This window comes from Streptomyces sp. NBC_01237, from assembly GCF_035917275.1.
Classification (GTDB): domain Bacteria; phylum Actinomycetota; class Actinomycetes; order Streptomycetales; family Streptomycetaceae; genus Streptomyces.
Map to the genome: position 1 here is coordinate 2,195,502 of NZ_CP108508.1, position 23,223 is coordinate 2,218,724.

General features: G+C 72.0%; 19 protein-coding genes and 1 pseudogene. 5 read left to right on the plus strand and 15 right to left on the minus strand.

The genetic code is table 11. The features are described from left to right. Positions 1-117 precede the first annotated feature (117 nt). The 10 genes from OG251_RS09785 to hisD form a co-directional block, all read right to left on the minus strand. Positions 118-2,997, minus strand: a complete 2,880-nt coding sequence (locus OG251_RS09785) for a helix-turn-helix transcriptional regulator (RefSeq protein WP_326676789.1) — start codon at positions 2,995-2,997, stop codon at positions 118-120. Positions 2,998-3,230: 233 nt separating this feature from the next. Next, complete coding sequence (bdeA, locus tag OG251_RS09790; protein WP_326676790.1) at positions 3,231-4,160, minus strand: bis(hydroxyethyl) terephthalate hydrolase; 930 nt, start codon at positions 4,158-4,160, stop codon at positions 3,231-3,233. Between the two features lie 189 nt (positions 4,161-4,349). Next, a complete protein-coding gene (hisF, locus tag OG251_RS09795) occupies positions 4,350-5,105 on the minus strand; it encodes an imidazole glycerol phosphate synthase subunit HisF (protein WP_326676791.1) in 756 nt (251 codons plus the stop codon). Continuing rightward, positions 5,102-5,500, minus strand: a complete 399-nt coding sequence (locus tag OG251_RS09800) for a RidA family protein (protein ID WP_326676792.1) — start codon at positions 5,498-5,500, stop codon at positions 5,102-5,104. The genes hisF and OG251_RS09800 overlap by 4 nt, the downstream gene beginning before the upstream one ends. Continuing rightward, positions 5,497-6,222: a bifunctional 1-(5-phosphoribosyl)-5-((5-phosphoribosylamino)methylideneamino)imidazole-4-carboxamide isomerase/phosphoribosylanthranilate isomerase PriA gene (gene priA, locus OG251_RS09805; RefSeq protein WP_326676793.1), complete on the minus strand. Its 726-nt coding sequence runs from the start codon at positions 6,220-6,222 to the stop codon at positions 5,497-5,499. The genes OG251_RS09800 and priA overlap by 4 nt, the downstream gene beginning before the upstream one ends. Then, positions 6,222-6,863 (minus strand): imidazole glycerol phosphate synthase subunit HisH, encoded by a 642-nt coding sequence (hisH, locus tag OG251_RS09810; RefSeq protein WP_326676794.1) that lies wholly within the window; start codon positions 6,861-6,863, stop codon positions 6,222-6,224. Before hisH ends, priA begins: the two co-directional genes overlap by 1 nt. Positions 6,864-6,873: 10 nt before the next feature. Then, positions 6,874-7,041: a hypothetical protein gene (locus OG251_RS09815; RefSeq protein ID WP_198953409.1), complete on the minus strand. Its 168-nt coding sequence runs from the start codon at positions 7,039-7,041 to the stop codon at positions 6,874-6,876. Then, complete coding sequence (hisB, locus tag OG251_RS09820) at positions 7,038-7,634, minus strand: imidazoleglycerol-phosphate dehydratase HisB (RefSeq protein ID WP_073725319.1); 597 nt, start codon at positions 7,632-7,634, stop codon at positions 7,038-7,040. The genes OG251_RS09815 and hisB overlap by 4 nt, the downstream gene beginning before the upstream one ends. Beyond that, positions 7,631-8,773 carry a histidinol-phosphate transaminase gene (locus OG251_RS09825; RefSeq protein WP_326676795.1) on the minus strand — a complete coding sequence of 381 codons (1,143 nt, stop codon included), beginning with the start codon at positions 8,771-8,773 and terminating at the stop codon, positions 7,631-7,633. Before OG251_RS09825 ends, hisB begins: the two co-directional genes overlap by 4 nt. Further along, on the minus strand, positions 8,770-10,101 hold the full coding sequence (hisD, locus tag OG251_RS09830) for a histidinol dehydrogenase (RefSeq protein WP_326676796.1): 1,332 nt from the start codon (positions 10,099-10,101) through the stop codon (positions 8,770-8,772). The genes OG251_RS09825 and hisD overlap by 4 nt, the downstream gene beginning before the upstream one ends. A gap of 147 nt (positions 10,102-10,248) precedes the next feature. Here hisD and OG251_RS09835 point away from each other — a divergent pair, with 147 nt between their 5' ends. The 4 genes from OG251_RS09835 (at position 10,249) to ybaK (ending at position 14,403) form a co-directional block, all read left to right on the plus strand. Continuing rightward, the gene (locus OG251_RS09835) at positions 10,249-11,850 is read left to right on the plus strand and encodes an oxidoreductase (RefSeq protein WP_326676797.1); all 1,602 of its coding nucleotides are present in this window, start codon (positions 10,249-10,251) and stop codon (positions 11,848-11,850) included. Between the two features lie 222 nt (positions 11,851-12,072). Next, complete coding sequence (locus tag OG251_RS09840; RefSeq protein WP_326676798.1) at positions 12,073-13,113, plus strand: hypothetical protein; 1,041 nt, start codon at positions 12,073-12,075, stop codon at positions 13,111-13,113. A 5-nt stretch (positions 13,114-13,118) separates the two neighbouring features. Beyond that, complete coding sequence (locus tag OG251_RS09845; protein WP_326676799.1) at positions 13,119-13,871, plus strand: LON peptidase substrate-binding domain-containing protein; 753 nt, start codon at positions 13,119-13,121, stop codon at positions 13,869-13,871. A 28-nt stretch (positions 13,872-13,899) separates the two neighbouring features. Further along, on the plus strand, positions 13,900-14,403 hold the full coding sequence (ybaK, locus tag OG251_RS09850) for a Cys-tRNA(Pro) deacylase (protein ID WP_326676800.1): 504 nt from the start codon (positions 13,900-13,902) through the stop codon (positions 14,401-14,403). 612 nt (positions 14,404-15,015) lie between these two features. Here ybaK and OG251_RS09855 read toward each other — a convergent pair. The 4 genes and pseudogenes from OG251_RS09855 to OG251_RS09870 all read right to left on the minus strand — a co-directional run. Beyond that, positions 15,016-15,684, minus strand: a pseudogene (locus tag OG251_RS09855) (ABC transporter permease); the annotation flags it as partial. A gap of 111 nt (positions 15,685-15,795) precedes the next feature. Further along, complete coding sequence (locus OG251_RS09860; RefSeq protein WP_442818318.1) at positions 15,796-16,638, minus strand: ABC transporter permease; 843 nt, start codon at positions 16,636-16,638, stop codon at positions 15,796-15,798. A gap of 91 nt (positions 16,639-16,729) precedes the next feature. Then, a complete protein-coding gene (locus OG251_RS09865) occupies positions 16,730-17,713 on the minus strand; it encodes an ABC transporter ATP-binding protein (RefSeq protein ID WP_326681201.1) in 984 nt (327 codons plus the stop codon). Positions 17,714-17,851: 138 nt separating this feature from the next. Continuing rightward, entirely contained in the window at positions 17,852-19,108 is a 1,257-nt protein-coding gene (locus tag OG251_RS09870) for an NYN domain-containing protein (protein ID WP_326676802.1), read from the minus strand. Positions 19,109-19,333: 225 nt separating this feature from the next. On the opposite strand from OG251_RS09870, the gene OG251_RS09875 reads away from it, so the two are divergent. Next, positions 19,334-19,519 carry a hypothetical protein gene (locus tag OG251_RS09875; RefSeq protein ID WP_326676803.1) on the plus strand — a complete coding sequence of 62 codons (186 nt, stop codon included), beginning with the start codon at positions 19,334-19,336 and terminating at the stop codon, positions 19,517-19,519. Between the two features lie 126 nt (positions 19,520-19,645). Here the strand turns inward: OG251_RS09875 and dnaE are convergent, their stop codons facing one another. Beyond that, complete coding sequence (dnaE, locus tag OG251_RS09880) at positions 19,646-23,185, minus strand: DNA polymerase III subunit alpha (protein ID WP_326676804.1); 3,540 nt, start codon at positions 23,183-23,185, stop codon at positions 19,646-19,648. Between the last annotated feature and the right edge of the window lie 38 nt (positions 23,186-23,223).

The window sequence follows — 23,223 nt, forward strand, 5'->3', positions numbered from 1 at the left end:
CCACCGGGAATCGGCCGGCTCCGGGTCGGGCCGGCTCGGGCACCCGGCCCGGCAGTGGGCGCGAGCACGACCGAATGATCCTGACGGTCGCAGAATGACATACCGCCCGGTCGGTACCTAGAGGTCTGCGGAATACTTCTCATCACGGTCCGGCAACCTCCCGGACACATGAGGGACTTCCGGCCGGCCACCGGCGAACAGCCGGGCCAGTTCGGTCCGGGAGCGGATGCCCAGCGCGGCGAAGACATTGCGCAGATGGTGGTCGACGGTCCGGGGGCTCAGGGAGAGCCGCTCCGCCACTTCGCGGTTGGTGGCGCCCTCGGCCACACAGCGGGCGATGCGCCGCTGCTGCGGGGTGAGCCCGGCCGACGGCCCGGTCCCTCCGGTCTCCGGTACGTCCACCGCCTCCCCCGCCGCCCGCAGTTCCCCGCCCGCCCGGACCGCCCAGGCGCGTGCGGAGCAGCGTTCGAAGGCGACGAGGGCGTCGCGCAGCGGGCCGCGGGCCTCCCTGGTACGGCGCCGGCGGCGCAGCCACTGCCCGTACAGCAGCTGGGTGCGGGCCCGTTCGAAGCCGCCGTCGGCCCGGTCGTGATGGGCCAGGGCTTCCGCGTACCGGGCGGCGGCCTCCTCCGGGGGTGCCAGCAGGGCCCGGCAGCGGGCGAGCTGGGCGGGGGCCTGCGGGTCGGCGGTGTTCGCGCTCCACCGAGCGAACTCGGCGACGGCCGTGGCGAGTCCGGCCGCCGTCGCGCCGTCGCCGTCGTCGGCGGCCCGCCCGGAGAGCACGGCCGCCTCGATGTAGCAGGGCACGGCGAGCATCCGGGCGGCGAAGTGGCCCTGGTGCGGTCCCGGCCGCACCAAGGGCGCGAGCCGGGCCGCCGCCTCACCGGGGCGCCCGCAGGCCAGGTCCGCGCGGGCGACCGCCCAGGTGGCGAGGGTCACCGCCTGGGCGAGCCCGTGCGGCCCCGCCGCGGCCAGGGCGGCGTCGTGGTGGGCGGCGCAGACCTCCGCGGGGCCCTCCACCGACGCGGCGAGGGCCAGCACGGCGTGCAGGTGGGCGGAGGCGTTGGGCTGTCCGGTACGGCGCGCGGCGTGCAGTCCCTCCAGCGCGTGGGCGCGGGCCCCGGCGTGCCGTCCGGCCCGCAGTTCGGCGTAGGCGAGGTGTTCCAGGGCCCGCGGCAGCAGTTCGTCGGGCCCCTTCGTGCGTACGGCGGCGAGTGCCCGCGCCCCGGCCCGGCAGGCGGCGTCGACCTCGCCGAGCACCAGGGCCGAGACTCCGGCCCGCAGCAGGGCGGGCGGGTCCTCGGTGCGGTCGGCGAAGTCGAGGCACCGGCGCAGCAGGGCATGCCCTTCGGCGGTACGTGAACCCAGTACGGCGCACATTCCGGCCCGGTACCGGTCCAGGGCACGGTCGGGCGACGCGAGGGGGATGCGGCGCATCGCGTCCAGGTAGGCGCGGGCGTCGCCCGTCGCCCAGGCGGCCTCGGCCGCGCCGAGCAGGGCGTCGAGGGTGCGGCGGGGGTCGTGCGGGGCGAGCAGCGCGGCCGCGGCGAGGAGCGCTTCCCTGGCGTCGGCCGCGGGTCCGGCGCGCAGGGCGAGCATGCCGTGCACATAGGGGGCGAGGCCGCCTTCCGGGGCACCGGCCGGACCGCGACGGGCCAGCAGCGCGCGGGTCCGGGCCGGGTCGCCCGCGAGCCTGGCGTGGTCGGCGGCTTCGGCGAACCGCGCGGCGCGCAGGGTGGCGTCGGTGGAGAGCACGGCCGCGCGGACCAGCGCGGCGGACCGTTCGGCGGGCGGGCGCGGGGCCACGGCGGCGGCCGCCAGCAGTCCGGCGAGCGCGGCGTCGGGGCCCGGGACGGCGCAGGCCCGCTGGACGAGCGCGGGCAGCGGCGGCCGCTGCGGCGAGGCAGCCGCCAGCAGGGTGGCGAGCAGGCCGTGGGCGGCGCGGCGGCGCTCCGGCGGCGCGTGGCGCAGGACGGCGCGGCCCAGCAGCGGGTGGCGGAAGTGGACGCGGCTGCCCACGCGTTGGAGTGCGCTCACGGTTCCGGCGGGCCCGAACAGCGCACGGTCCACCACCGCGGGGGCCAGGCCCGCCCGGTTGCCCGCCCGCAGCAGCAGGGCGGTCTCCGACCCGGTGCCCTCGGGTTCGTGTTCCTGGGCCGCCGCGGCGAGCAGGAGCAGGGTGCGGGTGTCGGCCGGGAGTCCGTCGAGGTGGGCGGCGTGGTCGGCCAGCACGCTTTCGCCGCCGGGCAGCGGGTAGGGCAGCGGGGTGCGTCCGGTCAGCTGGTCGGGGGTGAGGCGGCCCGCGAGTCCGGCGAGCAGGCGCGGGTTTCCGGCCGCCTCCCGCAGCAGCTCGCTCCGTACGACCGGGTCGGGCTCACCGGCGTCGTCGGTGAGCCGGTCCAGGAACGCCGAGGCCGCGTCCTCGTCCAGGGGCCCGAGCCGGACGGCGGGCAGTCCGGCGAAGCAGGTCTCCGCGGCGGCACCGCTCCTGTCGACGGCACCGATCCCCTCGACAGCGGTGATCAGCACGGCGACCCGGCTGCCCGCACCGAGCCGGCGGGCCGCGAAGGCGAGGGCGGCCCGCGAGGCGGGGTCCCAGGCGTGGGCGTCGTCCACGCAGACCAGCAACGGCCGTTCGGCGCCGAGTTCCCGCAGCAGGGCGAGCAGGGCGCCAGGGGTGATGCCGTTGCGCAGTACGAGGTCGGGCGGTACGGGCAGGGGGCCCGGCGCGGAACAGAGCAGGGCGTGCAGCCCGCTGTGCGGCAGGTGGCGTTCGGCGGGGGCCGCGGCGGCCTGGAGCAGGTGCCCCGCACCGCGGTCCCGGTGGGCGGCGGCGGCCTGGAGCAGGAGGGCGGTGCGGCCGAGGCCCGGGGGTGCGGTCAGTGCGAGCGCACCGCCGTCGCCCCGGTGCAGTCGGGCCAACAAGGTTTCCAGGATGGCGAGTTCACCGCTGCGGCCGTACAGCCGGGGCGGACTGTGCACGGTCGATGGGGTCACACCCGCACGTTACTTCCGCGTAACGAGTCCCGGAAGGTCCGCGTCCGCCGGCCCGTCCGGGGCGGCCCGGTGCGGTGCGGACTCACAGGGCGGAGGCGGGGGCGCTGTGCACGGGCACACACGGGGAGGGGGCGGAAGCGCACGCACGGCCGGGAGCACCTACGCGGAGGGGTTGGGAGCACACGCGTGGAAGGGCCGGACCGTCCGCGCCGGTCCGGCCCCCCTCCCCCCGACTACGAGGTGTGCGGGCAGTTGCCCCGGTACTCGGCGATGGTCAGGCTCGCCTGCGGGATCGGGCAGAGGAACTGCTCGTAGCGGGTGTCATTGTCGATGAAGCGCTTCAGCCACGAGATGCTGTACTTGGCGATCGTGGTGTTGGAGCTGTTCGGGGTGAAGTGCGTGGCGCCCCGCAGCTCCAGGTACGCCTTGTCCAGCGAGCCGGGCAGCGACCTGTAGAACGGATCGGAGTGCGTGGCGACGGGGGCGATCGTGTCGCCGTCGGCTCCCACCACCAGGGTGGGGGTGCGCAGTTCGGGCCAGGTGGTGTCGAGGTTCCAGCCGGTCAGCGGGATCGCCGCCTTGAGCGAGGTGCGGCTCTTCGCGGCCTCCAGCGTGCCGCCGCCGCCCATGGAGTGGCCCATCACTCCGAGCCGGGTGGCGTCGACCCGGCCGCGCACCGAGCTGTTCTTGGTCAGGTAGTCGAGGGCCGCGAGGAGTTGACGGCCACGGCTGTCGGGCTGGTCCAGCGTGGTGTTGGTGTCGATGGTGAAGACGACGAAGCCCTGCGAGGCCAGGCGCGGGCCCAGCCAGGCTATGGAGGACTGGTAGGCGGTGAAGCCGGGCGAGATGACGACCGCGCCGAAGGTGCCGTCGGCGGTGGACGTCGGGTAGTAGATGGTGCCGCCGCCGAAGCCGCTGACGCTCAGCGAGGAGACCGAGGTCTGCGAGGTGGCGTAGGAGCCGCGGCTCGCCTCGATGCTGGAGACGGTCGGTGCCGGTCCGCGCTCGTAGGGGTTGTCGGCGGCCTGGGCGCCGGGGACCAGCGCGGTCATCAGACCCGCGGTCGCGGCTGCGGCGGCCAGCAGGCCCTTGAGGGTACGGGAGCGGCTCTTGGCGGTCCGGGGGCGCGGGGAGGTGTCGCCGGAGGGGAGGTGCTGCTGCACGAGGGGGGTCCTCTCGGTTGTGGCGGAACCACACCGCACGGGGACCGAGAACCCGTCGTCCGGGGCTGTCGGGGTGCACCGCGTGGGTACCGCCGTTGTTCGTTGGCGGTCGTCACTTTCGCGGTGCACCCCTGGGGTGCGCATCGGCGAGATCGCCGGTCCTGAGGACCGGCCCCCTCGCCGCTTCTGTCAGCGGACCGGGTGTCCGGCTTCCCGCAGAGCGCCCTTGACCTCGGAGATGCGCAGGTCACCGAAGTGGAAGACGGACGCGGCGAGCACCGCGTCGGCGCCCGCCTCGACGGCCGGCGCGAAGTCCGCGAGCCGGCCGGCGCCACCGGAGGCGATGACGGGGACGGTGACGTGTGCGCGTACCGCCGTGATCATCTCGGTGTCGTAGCCGTCCTTGGTGCCGTCGGCGTCCATCGAGTTGAGCAGGATCTCTCCGGCGCCCAGCTCGGCGGCCCGGTGGGCCCATTCCACGGCGTCGATGCCGGTGCCCCTGCGGCCGCCGTGCGTGGTGACCTCGAAGGTCCCCCGCGCGGTGCGCCGGGCATCGACGGAGAGCACGAGCACCTGGCGCCCGAAGCGTTCGGCGATCTCGCGGATCAGGTCGGGGCGGGCGATGGCGGCGGTGTTGACGCCGACCTTGTCGGCCCCGGCTCGCAGCAGCTTGTCGACGTCGTCCGGGGTGCGGACGCCGCCGCCGACGGTGAGCGGGATGAAGACCTGCTCGGCGGTGCGGCGCACCACGTCGTAGGTCGTCTCGCGGTCGCCGCTGGAGGCGGTGATGTCGAGGAAGGTCAGCTCGTCGGCGCCCTCGGCGTCGTACAGCTTGGCCATCTCGACGGGGTCACCGGCGTCCCGCAGGTTCTGGAAGTTGACGCCCTTGACGACCCGGCCGTTGTCGACGTCCAGGCAGGGGATGACGCGTACCGCGAGGGTCACCGCGCACCTGCCCGGTGGGCCTCGACCTCGACCTCGACGACGAGGCCGGGATCGACGAGGCCGGACACGATGATCATGGACGCGGCGGGGCGTACGGCGTCGAACAGCTCCTTGTGGGCGCGGCCGACGTCGTCCACGTCGCGGGCGTGGGTGAGGTACATCCGGGTACGGACGACGTCCTCGCGGCCGAGGCCCGCCGCCTTCAGCGCCTCGAACGCGACCTCGAAGGAGGTGATGGTCTGCTCGTACGGGCTGCCCGCCGAGATCTGGCCGTTGACCACGGAGGTGCAGCCGGACACCAGGACCAGGCCGCCCGGGAGTTCCACGGCGCGGGAGTAGCCGAACTTCTCCTCCCACGGGGCGCCCGAGGCGAAGCGGCGTACGGAGTCGCTCATTCCGAGACCGCCTTCAGTGCCTCTTCCAGGGTGAACGCCTCGGCGTACAGCGCCTTGCCGACGATCGCGCCCTCGACACCGTCCGGGACGAGCGAGGAGATGGCCCGCAGATCGTCCAGCGAGGAGACGCCGCCGGAGGCGACGACGGGCTTGTCGGTGGCGGCGCAGACGTTCTTCAGGAGTTCCAGGTTGGGGCCCTGGAGGGTGCCGTCCTTGGCGATGTCGGTGACGACGTAGCGGGCGCAGCCCTCGGAGTCGAGGCGGGCGAGGGTCTCGTAGAGGTCGCCGCCGTCGCGGGTCCAGCCACGGCCGCGCAGCGTCGTGCCGCGTACGTCCAGGCCGACCGCGATCTTGTCGCCGTGCTCGGCGATGACCTTGGCGACCCACTCGGGGGTCTCCAGGGCGGCGGTGCCGAGGTTGACCCGGCGGCAGCCGGTGGCGAGGGCCGCGGCGAGCGAGGCGTCGTCGCGGATGCCGCCGGACAGCTCGACCTTGATGTCCATGGCGCCGGCCACTTCGGCGATCAGCTTCCGGTTGTCGCCGGTGCCGAAGGCGGCGTCCAGGTCGACGAGGTGCAGCCACTCGGCACCGGCGCGCTGCCAGGCGAGGGCGGCCTCCAGCGGGGAGCCGTAGGAGGTCTCGGAGCCGGACTCGCCGTGGACGAGGCGGACGGCCTGGCCGTCGCGGACGTCGACGGCGGGGAGCAGTTCAAGCTTCGGCATTACAGCGTCTCGATCCAGTTGGTCAGCAGCTGGGCGCCGGCATCGCCGGACTTCTCGGGGTGGAACTGGGTGGCCCACAGCGCGCCGTTCTCGACGGCGGCCACGAACCGTTCGCCGTGCGTGGCCCAGGTGACCCTGGGGGCGCGGATCTTGGCGTTGGTGACTTCGAGGGACCAGTCGTGCGCGGCGTAGGAGTGCACGAAGTAGTACCGGGCCTCCGCGTCGAGACCGGCGAAGAGCCGGGAGCCCTCGGGGGCCTCGACGGTGTTCCAGCCCATGTGCGGTACGACGTCGGCCTTGAGCGGGCCGACGGTGCCGGGCCACTCGTCCAGGCCGTCCGTCTCCACACCGTGCTCGATGCCGCGCTCGAAGAGGATCTGCATGCCGACGCAGATGCCCATGACGGGACGTCCGCCGGAGAGCCGGCGGCCGATGATCCAGTCGCCGCGGGCCCGCTTCAGCCCGTCCATGCAGGCGGAGAAGGCACCGACGCCGGGCACCAGCAGCCCGTCGGCGTTCATCGCCCGGTCGTAGTCGCGGGTGATCTCGACGTCCGCGCCGACGTGGGCCAGGGCCCGCTCGGCGGAACGGACGTTGCCGAAGCCGTAGTCGAAGACGACGACCTTCTTGTTGTCGCTCACAGCTCGTTCCTCAGTCCCAGAGTCCCTGGATCCGCAGAATGCCTGCCAGCAGGCACATCACGGAGCCGATCGAGAGCAGGACGATGACGCCCTTGGGCATGCCCTGCTTCGCGAAGGAGTAGACGCCACCGGCCAGGAAGAGGCCGACGACGATCAGGATGGTGTTGAGGCCGGTCACAGCGCGCCCTTCGTGGAGGGGAGGATTCCGGCGGCGCGCGGATCATGCTCGCTGGCATAGCGCAGGGCGCGGGCGAGTGCCTTGAACTGGCACTCGACGATGTGGTGGGCGTTGCGCCCGTACGGTACGTGGACGTGCAGGGCGATCTGCGCCTGGGCGACGAAGGACTCCAGGATGTGCCGGGTCATCGTCGTGTCGTACTCGCCGATCATCGGCGCCATCTTCTCGGGCTCGGTGTGCACCAGGTAGGGGCGGCCGGAGAGGTCGACGGTGACCTGGGCGAGCGACTCGTCCAGCGGGACGGTGCAGTTGCCGAAGCGGTAGATGCCGACCTTGTCGCCGAGCGCCTGCTTGAAGGCGGCGCCGAGGGCGAGGGCGGTGTCCTCGATGGTGTGGTGGCTGTCGATGTGCAGGTCGCCGTCGGTCTTGACCGTGAGGTCGAACAGGCCGTGGCGGCCGAGCTGGTCGAGCATGTGGTCGTAGAAGCCGACTCCGGTGGCGACATCGACCTTGCCGGTGCCGTCGAGGTTGATCTCGACGAGCACGGATGTTTCCTTCGTGGTGCGTTCCACGCGGCCTACGCGGGGGCTCATGCGTCGTGCTCCTTCTTCATTTCGCGCACCGCATCGAGGAACGCGTCGTTCTCTGCCGGGGTGCCCGCGGAGACCCGCAGCCATCCCGGTACGCCGTTGTCCCGGACCAGGACGCCCCGGTCGAGGATCTGCTGCCAGGCGGTGTGGCTGTCGGCGAAGCGCCCGAACTGGACGAAGTTGGCGTCCGAGTCGGTCACGTCGTAACCGAGCGCGCGCAGTTCGTCCACGATCCGGTCGCGCTCGCTCTTGAGCCGGCCGACGTACCCCAGCAGCGTATCGGTGTGCTCCAGGGCGGCGAGCGCGGTGGCCTGGGTGATGGAGGACAGGTGGTACGGCAGCCGCACCAGTTGGACGGCGTCGACCACCGCCGGGTCGGCCGCGAGGTAGCCCAGGCGCAGTCCGGCGGCGCCGAACGCCTTGGACATCGTGCGCGAGAGGACCAGGTTGCGGCGGCCCTCGATCAGCGGGAGCAGCGAGGGGTGGTGGCTGAACTCGCCGTACGCCTCGTCGACGACGACCATCGAGGGGCCGGCCGCCTGGGCCGCCTCGTACAGCGCGAGGACGGTGCCGGCGTCGACGGCGGTGCCGGTGGGGTTGTTGGGCGAGGTGATGAAGACGACGTCGGGGCGGCGCTCGGCGATGGCCTGGCGGGCCGCCGCGACGTCGATGGTGAAGTCCTCGTTGCGGGGGCCGGAGATCCAGCCGGTGCCGGTGCCGCGCGAGATGAGGGCGTGCATCGAGTACGAGGGCTCGAAGCCGATGGCCGTACGCCCCGGTCCGCCGAAGGTCTGCAGCAGCTGCTGGAGGACCTCGTTGGAGCCATTGGCCGCCCAGACGTTGGCGAAGCCGACCTCGTGCCCGGCGGTGCGGGTGAGGTAGCGGGCCAGCTCGGTACGGAGCTCGACGGCGTCGCGGTCCGGGTAGCGGTTGAGATCGCGGGCGGCCTCGCGCACGCGCTCGGCGATCCGGTCGACGAGGGCCTCGGGCAGCGGGTAGGGATTCTCGTTGGTGTTCAGCCGGACCGGTACGTCGAGCTGGGGCGCCCCGTACGGCGACTGGCCCCGCAGCTCGTCGCGGATCGGGAGCGCGTCCCAGGCGTTGCCGGTGGTGCCGGTGGTGTTGGAGCTGTCGTTCGTCACTGCTGCGGGACCTTCCAGCCGAACCGTGCCTTGAGTGCGGCGCCGTGGGCGGGGAGGTCCTCCGCCTCGGCGAGGGTCACGACATGGTGGGTGACCTCGGCGAGCGCGTCGCGCGTGTAGTCGACGATGTGGATGCCGCGCAGGAAGGACTGCACGGACAGGCCCGAGGAGTGGCAGGCGCAGCCGCCGGTGGGCAGGACGTGGTTGGAGCCCGCGCAGTAGTCGCCGAGGGAGACCGGGGACCACGGGCCGACGAAGATCGCTCCGGCGTTGCGTACCCGGTCGGCGACGGCCGCGGCGTCCGCGGTCTGGATCTCCAGGTGCTCGGCGCCGTAGGCGTCGACGACCTTGAGTCCGTCGTCGAGGCCGGAGACCAGGACGACCGCGGACTGACGGCCGGCCAGGGCGGGCCCGATCCGGTCCGTGACGTGCTTGGACACGGCGACCTGCGCGGCCAGTTCGGCCTCGGTGGCGGCGGCCAGCTCCGCGGAGTCGGTGACGAGGACGGCGGCGGCCATCGGGTCGTGCTCGGCCTGGCTGATCAGGTCGGCGGCCACGTGCGCCGGGTCGGCGGTGGCGTCGGCGAGGATCGCGATCTCGGTGGGGCCCGCCTCGGCGTCGATGCCGATACGGCCCTTGAGCAGGCGCTTGGCGGCGGCGACGTAGATGTTGCCGGGGCCGGTGACCAGGTTGACGGGAGCGCAGCCGCCCGCTTCCGGGGTCCCGTACGCGAACATCGCGATGGCCTGGGCGCCGCCCGCCGCGTACACCTCGTCGACGCCGAGCAGGGCGCAGGCGGCGAGGATGGTGGGGTGCGGCAGTCCGCCGAAGTCCTTCTGCGGCGGGGAGGCGACGGCGATGCCCTCGACGCCCGCTTCCTGGGCGGGCACGACGTTCATGACGACGGACGAGGGGTAGACCGAGCGGCCGCCGGGGACGTAAAGCCCGACCCGCTCGACCGGGACCCACTTCTCGGTGACCGTGCCGCCGGGGACGACCTGGGTGGTGTGCGTGGTGCGGCGCTGCTCGCGGTGGACCAGGCGGGCGCGGCGGATCGACTCCTCCAGCGCGGCGCGAACGGCCGGATCGAGCCCCTCCAGCGCGGCGGTGATGGCGGCGGCCGGTACCCGGATCGAGTCGATCCGTACACCGTCGAACTTTTCTCCCCATTCGATCACTGCCGCGGAGCCACGATGGCGTACGTCCTCGCAGATGGGCCGCACTGTCTCCAGGGCGGCTTCCACGTCGAACTCGGCACGGGGCAGCAGGTCGCGCAGGGCGGCACCCTCGGGAAGGGACTCGCCGCGCAGATCGATTCGAGAGATCACACCGCAATTCTCTCAGACCGCTCCGGACGCCCGGTCGCCCGTATCACTGGCTGATACCAGCCACGTCTGTCACTGCTGACCATTAGCGTTCACGCCGTCACACAACGGGAAGAACAGTTGTACGGCATGTGCACAGAGGGGACGGCAGTGACCGAGCCGCAGGATGGCGAAATCCCGGACGGCCTCAGCGCAGCGGAGCTGGGCATGTGGCAATCCTTCCGTAACGGAACCACCTACGATCTGCGCACCCATGACCCGGCGCGCGACGATCCTTTCGCACCGCACATCTGGGGACCCGAGCGGTCCGTCGGCGCGCGCACGGTGGCACGGCTGCTGCTGAGCGGGCCGCCCGCGCGGCCGGGCCGGGTGGCCGCGCTGAAGCTCCGGGGCGTCAGGATCACCGGAAAGCTGGACCTGGCGGGCGGCCGGGTGGCTCCGTACGTGGAGCTGACGGGCTGCCGGTTCGAGCAGGAAGTGGTGCTGCCCGAGTGCCACTTCACGACCTTGCGGATGGTCGGCTGCGCGCTGCCGAGGCTGGAGGCGGCCCGGCTGCACACGGAGGGCGATCTGCATCTGCCGCGCTGCCGCGTCGAGCGCGGCATCCGGCTCACCGACGCCCAGATCGGTACCGATCTGCTGATCAACCAGATCAGCGTCGGCGCCGACCGGCGCGGCCGCGCACTGGTCGGGGACGGGATGAGCGTCGCGCAGGACCTCCAGGCGGAGATGGTCGAGACCCACGGCGAGCTGAGCCTGCGCGGGGCGAAGGTGGGCGGTTCGCTGAGCCTGCGGGGCAGCCGGCTGCGCGCCAAGGACGGGCGGCGGGCCCTGAACGCCCCGCAGTTGACCGTGGAGCGCACGCTCTACATGACCGAGGCGTGGGTGAGCGTCGACACCGGGAACCAGGGCACCACTCCCCCGTACGGCATCGTGTTCGGGCCCACCCCGGCGCGGGGGACCCGGGCGCAGATCTTCGAGTGCCGGGGGGCGGTACGGCTGGACGACGGGCGCTTCGGGGACGCGGTGGACCTGCACAAGGCGCGGTTCGTGCTGTCCCGGCACGAGGAGCTGTCGCTGCGCAGGATCGTCACGCCCGAACTGCGCTTCAACGCGGAGCGCCCGGAGGAGGGCCGGGTCGTACTGAACGGCGCGAAGGTGGTCACGCTGATCGATGTGTCGTCCAGCTGGCCGGGCCCCGGCGGTCTGGCGATGGGCGGTTTCGTCTACGAGAACCTCGTCCCCTACGGGCACTTCCCGCTCTCCCGGCGGCTGGAGTGGGTGCTGGCGGCGACCCCGGAGTACGTCCCGGAGCCGTACGAACGGCTCGCCGCGGTCCTGCGCAGCTGCGGTGAGGACGCGGACGCCCGTGAGGTGCTGCTCGCCAAGCAGCGCCGCCGCCGGGAGACGCTGCCGCTCGCCGCCAAGCTGTGGGGTTACCTCCAGGACTGGACGGTGGCGTACGGCTACCGGCCGGGCCGGGCTGCGGTGTGGATGGCGGTGCTGTGGGCGGCGGGTGCGGTGGCCTTCGCGCAGTACGAACCGGCGGCGATCAAGGGTGACGAGCATCCGCAGTGGAACGCCGCGCTGTACGCCCTCGATCTGCTGGTGCCGGTGATCAACCTCGGCCAGGACGGTTACTGGCGGATGGAGGGCGGCTGGCAGTGGTCGGCGGCCGCTCTCGTACTGCTTGGGTGGATATTGGCCACCACGGTGGCGGCGGGCGCCTCCCGGCTGCTGCGCCGCGGCTGATACCGGGGCGGCGCGGACCGGGCGGAATCCCTACGGACAGCACGGTCGAACGGGTTGCCGAAGTGCGGCCGAAGTGACGAACGGGGTCGGCGGGAAAAGGCGGAATCAAGCCAGTCACACCCTTTTCCTTTGCTCTTTCTTGACCGGCCCCGGTACAACCCATTCACTCGGCACAGAAGCTTCACAGCGCACCCCTGGCGCCGCCCTCACCAGCGCTTTTCAATGGTCTGCACCATGCCATTGCTTCGCGCTCTGCTCAGTACCGCGCGCAGGTTCCGGCACAGCCCCCGGCTGTCCGCCGGACTGCCCGCGGACGACGCGGTGCTGCTCGACGCCCCCGACGAGCGGCTCTCCCCCGCGCTGGTGGCCGCTGCCCTGGGGGAGTACGAACCCGCCGCCAAACTCCTGGCCACCACCCGCGACGGCGCCGAGTGGGAGGACCGCGACCGGTATCTCGGCCGCCTCGTCATGTTCGCCCACAGCCGGGAGGGCTGGCTCATCGACTGGCTGGCCGCCGCCCCGCGCGACCCGGACGCCCTGCTCGTCAAGGCCCAGCTGGCCGTCCACCGGGCGTGGGAGTCGCCCGCCAGGGCCGAGCGGCTGCGCGAGGTCGGTCCCCTGATCACCGCGGCGGCCGACGCCGACCCGCGCGATCCGGTGCCCTGGCGGCTCGCCCTCGACCACGCCCGCGGCACACACGCCACGCACACCGCGTTCGAGGCCCTGTGGGAGCAGGCCGTACGCCGCTCCGCGCACCACTACGGCTGCCACGTCGCGGCCCTGCGGTACCTCTCCGCCGCCTGGTACGGCTCGCACCGCGAGTGCTTCGACTTCGCCGAACAGGCCGCCGAGGACGCCCTGCCCGGCTCACTGGTGCAGGCGCTGCCCGTGCGGGCCGCCTTCGCGCTGCTGCTCGACACCCAGCTCGCCGGGCGGACCACCTCCGTACTGGAGGAGCGGATCGACACGGCGGCCGATCTGGCGATCAGGCTCTCCGCCTCCTACCGGGCGGGCGACCCGTGGCCCGCGGAGGTCCGCAACCTCCTCGCGTACGTCCTGGTGGCCAGGGGCCGCTGGGCGGAGGCGCTGGAACAGTTCGAGCTGATCGGGCCCCACTCGACGTCGTTCCCGTGGTCCTCGGTGTCCGACGACGCCCTGGGTCATTTCCTCGACGCGAGGGACCGCGCACGGCTCCGGGTGGCCTCCGCGACCCCTTTGCGCAACCGGGCAGGCCGCGCCCGGCCGCGCGGCCATTACGCTTGACCGTTGTGACCACCGCCCGCCTGCCTCTCTTTCCGCTCAACGCGGTGCTGTTCCCCGGCCTCGTGCTGCCGCTCAACGTCTTCGAGGAGCGCTATCGCGCCATGATGCGCGAGCTGCTGAAGACCGACGAGGACGAACCGCGGCGCTTCGTCGTGGTCGCGATCCGCGACGGCCGCGAGATCGCCCCGACGGCCACCGGTATGCCGGACACGGTCGCTACGGCCCCCGTCATGCAGCGCGCCCCGGCCGAGGGCTTCGGCCCCGACCCGATCCAGACCTTCCACCGGGTCGGCTGCGTCGCCGACGCGGCGACGATCCGCGAGCGCTCCGACGGCAGCTTCGAGGTCCTGGCCACCGGCACCACCCGGGTCAAGCTCCTCTCCGTCGACGCCGACGGCCCCTATCTGACGGCCGAGGTGGAGGAGCTGGACGAGGAGGCGAAGGACGACGAGGCCGGGGCGCTGGCCGAGGGCGTCCTGCGGGCCTTCCGTGCCTACCAGAAGCGGCTGGCCGGAGCGAGCGAACGCTCCCTGACCACGGGCGCGGACCTGCCGGACGACCCGTCCGTGGTCTCGTACCTGGTCGCGGCGGCGGCCGTCCTCGACGTCCCGACGAAGCAGCGGCTGCTCCAGGCACCGGACACGGCGACCCGGCTGCGCGAGGAGCTGACGCTCCTGCGGAAGGAGACCGCGGTCATCCGGCACCTGCCGTCGCTGCCCGCGGTGGAACTGACCCGCGCCCCCACGCACCCGAACTGAACCCCTCACCGAACAAGGACCCCGCCCGGTGGCGAAGAAGTCGAAGAAGCAACAGTCCGGCGGCACCCCCGCCACGGTCGCCCTGACCGCGGCGGGCACCGCCTTCACGGTGCACGCCTACGACCACGACCCGGCCTCCCCCTCCTACGGGGAGGAGGCCGCCGAGGCCCTCGGTGTCTCCCCCGACAGGGTGTTCAAGACCCTGGTGGCCGACGTGGACGGCGAACTGACCGTCGCGGTCGTCCCGGTCGCCGGCTCCCTGGACCTGAAGGCCCTGGCCTCGGCAGTGGGCGGAAAGCGCGCGGCGATGGCCGACCCCGCATCTGCCGAACGCACGACCGGCTACGTCCGGGGCGGCATCTCCCCCCTGGGCCAGCGCAAGCGGCTCCGCACGGTACTGGACGCATCGGCACGGTCCCACCCCACCGTCTGCGTCTCGGCGGGCCGCCGGGGCCTGGAGGTCGAACTCTCCGCGACGGACCTGGCAACCCTGACGAACGCGACATTCGCCGACATCGCCCGGGCAAAGTAAACCCTCCACCCCCAAAGCCCCTCCGGCGCTCTCGGGCCCACCCGACGCTCTTTTCAAGCCCCGCCGGCACCCGCAAGCCGCTCCAGCGCTCTTTTCAAGCCCCGCCGGCACTCTTCAGGCCCGTTCCAGCGCGCATTCCAAGCCCCTCCGCCCCCCTCAAAGCCCGTCCAGCGCGCTTTTCAAGCCTCTCCGGCACCCGCAAGCCCGTCCAGCGCTCTTTCAGGCCCCGCCAGCACTCTTCAGGCCCGTTCCAGCGCGCATTCCAAGCCCCTCCGCCCCCCTCAAAGCCCGTCCAGCGCGCTTTTCAAGCCTCTCCGGCACCCGCAAGCCCGTCCAGCGCTCTTTCAGGCCCCTCCGGCCCTCTTCAAGCCCGTTCCAGCGCGCATTCCAAGCCCCTCCGGCGATTGAGGAGCGGGGTCCGGGGCAGCGCCCCGATTCTTCAGCCCGTCCGGCGCTTGAGGACACCAGGGTCCGGGGCAGCGCCCCGATTCTTAAGCCCGTCCGGCGCTTGAGGACACCGGGGCCCGGGGCAGCGCCCCGGTTTCGGGAAGGGGCGGGTAGGGGACAAGCCCGCCGCAGGCGCCCCACCCCCACCCCCACCCCACCCCGCTAGGACGACACCGCCCCCGGCCCGGCCCCGTCCCCCGGCCCCACTCCCCCGTAAGGAACACCCCACTCCGGCTCAGGATCCCGCGGCCCGAACACCGCCGTCAGCCCCAGGTGCACGACCATCGCCGCGATCGGCCACGCCAGCACCGCGCCCACCGCGTGCAGCTCCAGCGGCGCGTCGAAGACCACGCCCTTGCCGACCTCCCGCGCATGGGCGACCACATCCGACGTGGGCCCGAACCAGACGCCGACGCGCCACGCCAGCAGGGAGCCGAGCAGTCCGCCGAGCGCCAGCCCGACGACCGGCCAGATGCCCCCGCGGCGGCGGAAGAAGACCACGGCCGCGGCTGTCACCGCCCCGAACACGAGCGCGAGCAGCACAAACGTTCCGTCGGCCCCGATCGCCTCCTCGCCCTCGCTGTCCTTGAGGAAGACGGCCGTGTCGTCGGAGATCAGCGGCACCCTCGGCGCCAGCCACAGCCACAGCAGCCCGAGCACGAGGCCGGTGAGGGCCACCAGCACCATGATCACGGCTGCGGGACGGAGCTCCGCCGCCAGATGCGTGGCGTCGTCCGGCGACTCGTGGCCGGGCGCGGGATGGGAACCCGTCGGCGGAGTCTGCCAGGGATCGTGGGACGGAGGCTGGTGAGGCGGCGTCAAAGGTGCGTTCACTCAGCCATCGTGCCAGGCGCCCCCGTGCGGCGCCTCACCGGACCGTCGGCGCACAACAACCGCACCGCGGCCGAACGGCCACCGCACCGCACCCGCACCCCGGCCGGACGGCTACCGCACCGCCGCACGGCGGTACGCCCACGTCGCGACGGCCAGCGACAGCACGCCCACGACCGCGCAGACCGCGAGATCGAGTGCGACGACCGCCCAGTCCGGCCGGGCGTCGAAGGTCCGGGCCAGCGCCTCGACCCCGTACGTCGACGGCAGCAGATCACGCGCCCACCCCACCGGCTCCGGCATCCGGTCGGCCGGCAGCACCCCCAGCAGCAGCGCGGCGGACATGCCCAGCTGCCCGAGCAGTGTGGCCAGTTCCTGGCGCGGCGCCAGGAGGCCGAACGCGGCCCCCAGACCCGCCAGCGCCGCCCCGGCGAGCGGGATCACGGCGACGAGGACCCACAGATGCGTCATCGGCAGCTGGAAGAGCATGCTGCCGGTGACGGCCGTGAAGAGCGTGCCGGGCACGGTGAAGGAGGCGTACGCCCCGGCGGCGCCCAGCACCACCGCGGCGGGTGGCACCGGCAGCGTGGCGTAGTGGTCCAGGCCGCCGCCGGCCCGGAGCTGCCCGAAGTACTGGGCCAGCAGGTTCAGCGCGACGAACGCCACGACCAGCACGCTGGATCCGGCGACGACGGCACGGGCCTCGGAGCCGCCGTCGACGACTCCGCGCATGAGGATCATGATCCCGACGGACTGGAAGGTCGCCACGAACAGCAGCGGCATCCGGGCGACCCGCGCCCGGGAGAGCTGGGCGCGGTAGACGGCTGCCAGCGAGGGCAGCAGCCGGGCGCGCGGCGCGAGCGGCGCCGGAAGGGTGCGGGGCGGGCCGGAGGAGCCGTGCGCCGTCCGCTCCCGGACGTGCGCGGGCACCGCCTCGGCGGGAACGATGCTCGTCACCTGGGGCCGCTCCCCTTCACCACGCGCGCCCTCACGCACACCCGCCCCCGTACCCCTGCCCACGCGTCTCCGCGCACCCGTCCGTGGATGTTCACGCCTTCACCAGTCCCTCGTTCGCCCTGGCCGCATCCCCGCCGAGGGCCAGATAGACATCCTCCAGGCTGGGCGTGGCCAGGGTGAAATCGTCGAGCGCGGCGAAGGCCGCGCCACCGGTCACCGCGGCGACCGCGGCCCGTGCCTCGTCCGGTCCCAGCCGCAGCACCCAGCGCCGTCCGGACTCCTGCGCCGAGGCCCGCAGCGCGGCGACCTCCGGGACGTCCAGCGGTGCCCGCTCGCGCCACACCAGCTCGACGCGGACCTCCCCGGCCACCCGTTCCTTGAGCCCGGCGGGGGTGTCGCAGGCGATGACCCTGCCGCGTTCGAGGACGGCGACCCGGTCCAGGACGGTCTCGGCCTCGATCACGTTGTGGGTGACCAGCAGCACCGTGGCGCCGCGATCGGCCCTGCGCCGGTCGACGGCGGCCCAGACGGCCCGCCGGGCGACCGGGTCCATGCCGGTCGTCGGCTCGTCCAGGACCAGGACGGGGCGGTCCCCGACCAGGGTGGCGGCGAAGCAGGCGAGCCTGCGCTGTCCGCCGGAGAGCTTCTTCAGGGGGCGCCCGGCGAGTTCGGTGAGCCCCAGTTCCTCCAGTACGGCGTCGCGCTCGGCGCGGGCCTCGCGTACGGGGAGGCCGCGCAGCCGACCGGTGGTCTCCGCGGCGAGGGAGACGGTCAGTTCGTCGAGGGCGGTGGATTCCTGCCCGAGGTAGCCGATGAGCCGGGAGGCCCGCTCCGGGTGGCGTACGAGATCGTGTCCCAGCACTTCGACGCTGCCGGAGTCGGGGCGCATCAGTCCGGTGAGCTGCCGGACCAGGGTGGACTTGCCCGCGCCGTTGGGACCGAGCAGACCGAAGATCTCCCCGCGCCCCACATCGAGGCTGATGCCGTCGGTGGCGCGCACCTCGGGGGTGGCGGGCGCGCCGCGTCGGCCCCGGACCGCGGGATGGGTCTTGACCAGATCACGCACCGCGCACACGGTTCCGCCGGCCCTCTGCGCCTGTGCTGTGCCCGTACTCACGAGGTATGAGGGTACGGGGTCGGATGCCCCGGACCGCGTCCGGGGCCGCAACCGGGCGGCCCCGCGACGGTGTGGCCGATTCCGGCCGCCGAACGGCTACTCCACCGCGGGTACGTGCTCCGCCGCGGCCCGTACGTCGATCTCGCGCCAGAACCCGGCCCGGATGGCATAGCGGTCGTGCTCGTCGATCTGGTCGTCCTTGTGGGCGAGGAGTCCGAAGCGTGCCGCGTACCGCAGCAGTTCACCGTCGATACGGTGCGGGATGCGCGGGTACATGGTGGACAGCTTCTGCAGGTGCACGGTTTCCGGCAGCCGTTCCATCCAGCGCCGGGCGAAGACCTGGCCCACTTCGAAGGGGTCGCCGCCGACGGTGGTGATGTCCTCCTCCCGGTCCGCCCAGCGCTGTTCGGCGCTGGTGAGCTGGGCCAGGGTCGGCAGGGAGGCGGTCTCCGGCGGTTCGCCGAGCGGTCCGCCGCGCTCCACCCACCCCTTGTCCGAGGACCAGCGCAGGGTCGCGTTGGCGGGCGGGGGCGCGGGATGCCGGTCGGTGTGCGCGCCGGGGGCGCGGAGGGCGGCCAGGTCCTTGGGGGTGGGGACGCTCTTGTGACCGGGGGCGGGCGGCGCGTCGGCGGTGGCCTCGACGGCCGGGGCCAGGGTGCCGTTGCGGGAGGCGGCGGCCTGGGCCTCCGAGGCACGCTCGGCGGAGGCGGCGAGGGCCGCCTCCGGCAGCGGAGCGGACAGGATCGCCTGGATCTCGGGGCGCGGGACGGGCGGCGGGGCGCAGATGCCGCCGGTCTCCTTGGCCCGTACGGCCTTGGTGATCCAGGCCCGGTCGAGCACACGGCGTTCGTCGGCCTCGGCGACCAGGTCCTCGGACTGGTTGTAGTCGCCGTCGGCGGCCTGGACGGCCCACAGGTGGACGGCGACTCCGTGTTCCTTGGCGGACATCAGGCCGGGCAGCAGGTCGCCGTCACCGGTCACCAGGACCACATCGGAGCAGGCCCGGTTTCTGGCCAGTTCGGTGAGCTCGGCGTGCATGGCGGCGTCGACGCCCTTCTGCGCCCACCGTCCGTCACTGCGGGTGAGGGCCCCCAGCCGTACGGTCACCCGGGACATCACCCGGAGTCTGCGGTGCTCCGGCTGCGGTACCCGGTCGGGGGCGCCGTCGAACCAGTAGATCCGGAGCAGGGGCTGTTCCGTATCGATTTCTGCGCGTTCCCGCAGCCCCTGGATCAGGGCCGTGTGGTCGACGGTGATGCGGGAACGGGCGGGCTCTCCGGCCAGCAGACTCGCGGCTGCGCCCAGCAAGTAGCCGGCGTCCACCAGGACGACGCAACGGTCCACGCGTTCCACCCTCTTCCAGGAATTCGGGAACGGGTTTGCTCAGGGTTTCCTTCGAGTCTGCCCGACCGTGCGGGGGTTAACGTCCGGAACTCGATCATCGGCGTGGCGGATCCGGAAATCGGTCGACCGCGGATACTGCTACGCACGGTAATGATCCAACATGCGGCCTTTGCGGTGCTATGTGAGTCTGACAGCGGTCCTGGCCCACAGGATTCCCCACAGGAGGCATTCACCATGGCCAAGCACAAGAACCGCAAGCAGGGCAGCCAGCACGATCGCGCGTCCGCCTCGGAGCGCGGCGAGGAGCAGGCCAAGTCGACGGCTTTCGAGTCCCAGAACGAGAACCAGCCTCAGTCGCAGGCCCAGGGCAGCCCCGCCGATGTCGCGCGCAAGCACCAGCGGCGCTTCGGCCACAACTGACCGGTCGCTTCCGGTCCGGCCGCAGGGCCGCAGACCGAGAGGGGCGCCCCGCGGCCGCGGGGCGCCCCTCTCGTCGTTCGCCGGTGGCGGCCGTCGGTCCGCGGCTGGTCGGCGGTGGTGGTCCCGTCAGCCCGCCAGGCAGGACGGGCCGAGCAGCACCTTCAGGTCGCCGAAGAGCGCCGGGTCGGGCTTGACCCGGTGCCGGTCGAGCCGGAGCACCGTGGTCTTGCGGGGTCCCTGGAGCCTGATCCGTACCTCGGTGTCGCCCCGGTGGCTGCTCAGGACCTCCCCGAGCCGGCTGACCATGGGCGGGGTGATCTTCACCGTGGGGATGGTGAGGACGACCGGGGCGTTGGTCCCGGCGTTGGAGATGTCGGGGACCTGCATCTCCATGGCGACCAGGCGCGGCACGTCCTCGCGCTTGTCCAGGCGGCCCTTGACGAAGACGACGGTGTCCTCGACGAGCTGGGTGGAGACCAGCTGGTAGGTGGCCGGGAAGAACATGCACTCGATGGAGCCCGCCAGGTCCTCCACGGTGGCGATGGCCCAGGCGTTGCCCTGCTTGGTCATCTTGCGCTGGAGTCCGGAGATGATGCCGCCGACGGTCACGATGGCGCCGTCCCCGTGCTCCCCGCCGGTCAGCTGGGAGATCGAGGCGTCGGCCTTGTCGGACAGGACGTGTTCCAGGCCGAAGAGCGGGTGGTCGGAGACGTACAGTCCGAGCATTTCGCGTTCCTGCGCGAGCAGGTAGGACTTCTCCCACTCGATGTCGGAGAACTCCACGTCCAGCCCGAAGCCGGGCTCGTCGCTCTCCTCCTCGCCCATGCCGCCGAAGAGGTCGAACTGCCCCTCGGCCTCCTTGCGCTTGACCTGCACCACGTTGTCGATCATCGGCTCGTGGTGGGCGACGAGTCCCTTGCGGGTGTGGCCCATCTCGTCGAAGGCCCCGGCCTTGATGAGTGATTCCACGGTGCGCTTGTTGCAGACGACCGCTTCGACCTTGTCGAGGAAGTCGGGGAAGGTGCTGTACTTCCCCTTCGCCTTGCGGCTGCGGATGATCGAGTCGACGACGTTCTGGCCGACGTTGCGCACCGCGGTCAGCCCGAAGAGGATCACGTCGTCACCCTGGGCGGCGAAGTTGGACAGCGACTCGTTGACGTTGGGCGGGAGCACCTTGATGCCCATGCGGCGGCACTCGTTCAGATAGACCGCGGACTTGTCCTTGTCGTCCTTGACCGAGGTCAGCAGGGCCGCCATGTACTCGGCGGGATAGTTCGCCTTGAGGTACGCGGTCCAGTAGGTGACCAGGCCGTACGCGGAGGAGTGCGCCTTGTTGAACGCGTATCCGGCGAACGGCACCAGGACGTCCCACAGCGCCTTGATCGCCGCGTCGGAGAAGCCGTTCTTCTTGGCGCCGGCCTCGAAGAGGACGAAGTTCTTCGCCAGCTCGTCGGGCTTCTTCTTGCCCATCACGCGGCGCAGGATGTCGGCCTCGCCGAGCGAGTAACCGGCGACGATCTGGGCGGCCTTCTGCACCTGCTCCTGGTAGACGATCAGGCCGTAGGTGAGGCCGAGGACCTCCTTGAGGGGCTCCTCCAGCTCCGGGTGGATCGGGGTGATCTCCTGGCGGGCGTTCTTGCGCTCCGCGTAGTTCGTGTGGGAGTTCATTCCCATCGGACCCGGCCGGTAGAGGGCCGAGACGGCGGAAATGTCCTCGAAGTTGTCGGGCTGCATCTGGCGCAGCAGGGAGCGCATCGGGCCGCCGTCGAACTGGAAGACGCCCAGCGTGTCACCCCGGCACAGCAGCTCGTACGTCTTGGGGTCGTCCAGCGACAGGGCGAGCATCTCCAGCTCGATGCCCTTGTTGGACTTCACCATCTTGATGGCGTCGTCCATGATCGTCAGGTTGCGCAGGCCCAGGAAGTCCATCTTCAGCAGGCCGAGCGACTCGCACTGCGGGTAGTCCCACTGCGTGATGGTGACGCCGTCGGTGTGCCGGACCCAGACCGGGGCGTGGTCGACGATCGGCTCGCTGGACATGATCACGCCCGCGGCGTGCACGCCCATCTGCCGGACCAGGCCCTCGACGCCCTTCGCGGTGTCGATGACCTTCCGTACGTCCGGCTCGTTCTCGTACATCCCCCGGATCTCGCCCGCCTCGCTGTAGCGCGGGTGCTTGGGGTCGGTGATGCCGTTGAGGTCGATGCCCTTGCCGAGGACGTCGGCGGGCATGGCCTTGGTGAGCCGGTCGCCCATCGCGTACGGGTAGCCGAGGACACGGGCGGAGTCCTTGATGGCGTTCTTCGCCTTGATCTTGCCGTACGTGCCGATCATGGCGACCTTGTCGGCGCCGTACTTCTCGGTCACGTACCTGATCACTTCGACGCGCCTGCGCTCGTCGAAGTCGATGTCGACGTCGGGCATGGAGACACGCTCGGGGTTCAGGAACCGCTCGAAGATCAGCCCGTGCTCGATCGGGTCGAGGTCGGTGATGCCCATCGCGTACGCCACGATCGAACCGGCGGCGCTGCCTCGCCCGGGGCCGACCGCGATGCCGTTGTTCTTGGCCCACATGATGAAGTCGGCGACGACCAGGAAGTACCCCGGGAACCCCATCTGGATGATGACGTCCAGCTCGTACTCGACCTGCTTCTGCCGGTCTTCGGGGACACCGCCCGGGAAGCGGCGCCCCATGCCGACCCGGACCTCCTCCTGGAACCAGGTGACCTCGGTGAAACCGTCCGGGATCTCGAACTTCGGCATGAGGTTCTTCGCCTCGAACATGCCGGTGGTGTCGATCTGCTCCGCGACCAGGAGGGTGTTGGCGCAGCCCTCCTGCCAGGCGTCGGAGGAGTCGACGGCGTACATCTCGTCGGTCGTCTTGAGGTAGTAGCCGGTGCCGTCGAAGCGGAAGCGGTCCGGGTCCGAGAGGTTCTTGCCGGTCTGGATGCACAGCAGGGCGTCGTGCGCCGTGGCCTCGCTCGCGTAGGTGTAGTGCGAGTCGTTCGTCACGAGCGGCGGGATGTTCAGCTTCTTGCCGACCGCGAGGAGCCCGTCACGGACCCGGCGCTCGATCTCGATGCCGTGGTCCATCAGCTCCAGGAAGTACTTGCCCTCGCCGAAGATGTCCTTGTAGTCGGAGGCCGCCTGGACCGCCTCGTCGAACTGCCCGAGCCGCAGCCGGGTCTGCACCTCTCCGGAGGGGCACCCGGTGGACGCGATGAGACCGTCGGACCACTGCGCGATGGTCTCCTTGTCCATACGCGGCCACTTCTGCAGCCAGCCCTCGGCGTACGCGTCCGAGGAGAGCCGGAAGAGGTTGTGCAGCCCGGTCCTGTTCGACGCCCAGATCGTCTTGTGGGTGTACCCACCGGATCCGGACACGTCGTCGCGCTTCTGGTGCGGCTGTCCCCACTGCACCTTGCGCTTGTGCTTGCGCGACTCCGGGGCGACATACGCCTCGATGCCGATGATCGGCGTCACACCCGCCTTGGTCGCGGAGTGGAAGAAGTCGTACGCCCCGTGCAGGTTGCCGTGGTCCGTCATCGCGATGTGCGACATGCCCATCTCGTTGCACGCCTCGAACATGTCCTTGAGCCGCGCGGCACCGTCCAGCAGCGAGTACTGGGTGTGGACGTGAAGGTGCGTGAAGGGCGGCTTGGTCACGGCGTCGGGCCTCCGGGAAAACTGGGGATGACGGACTG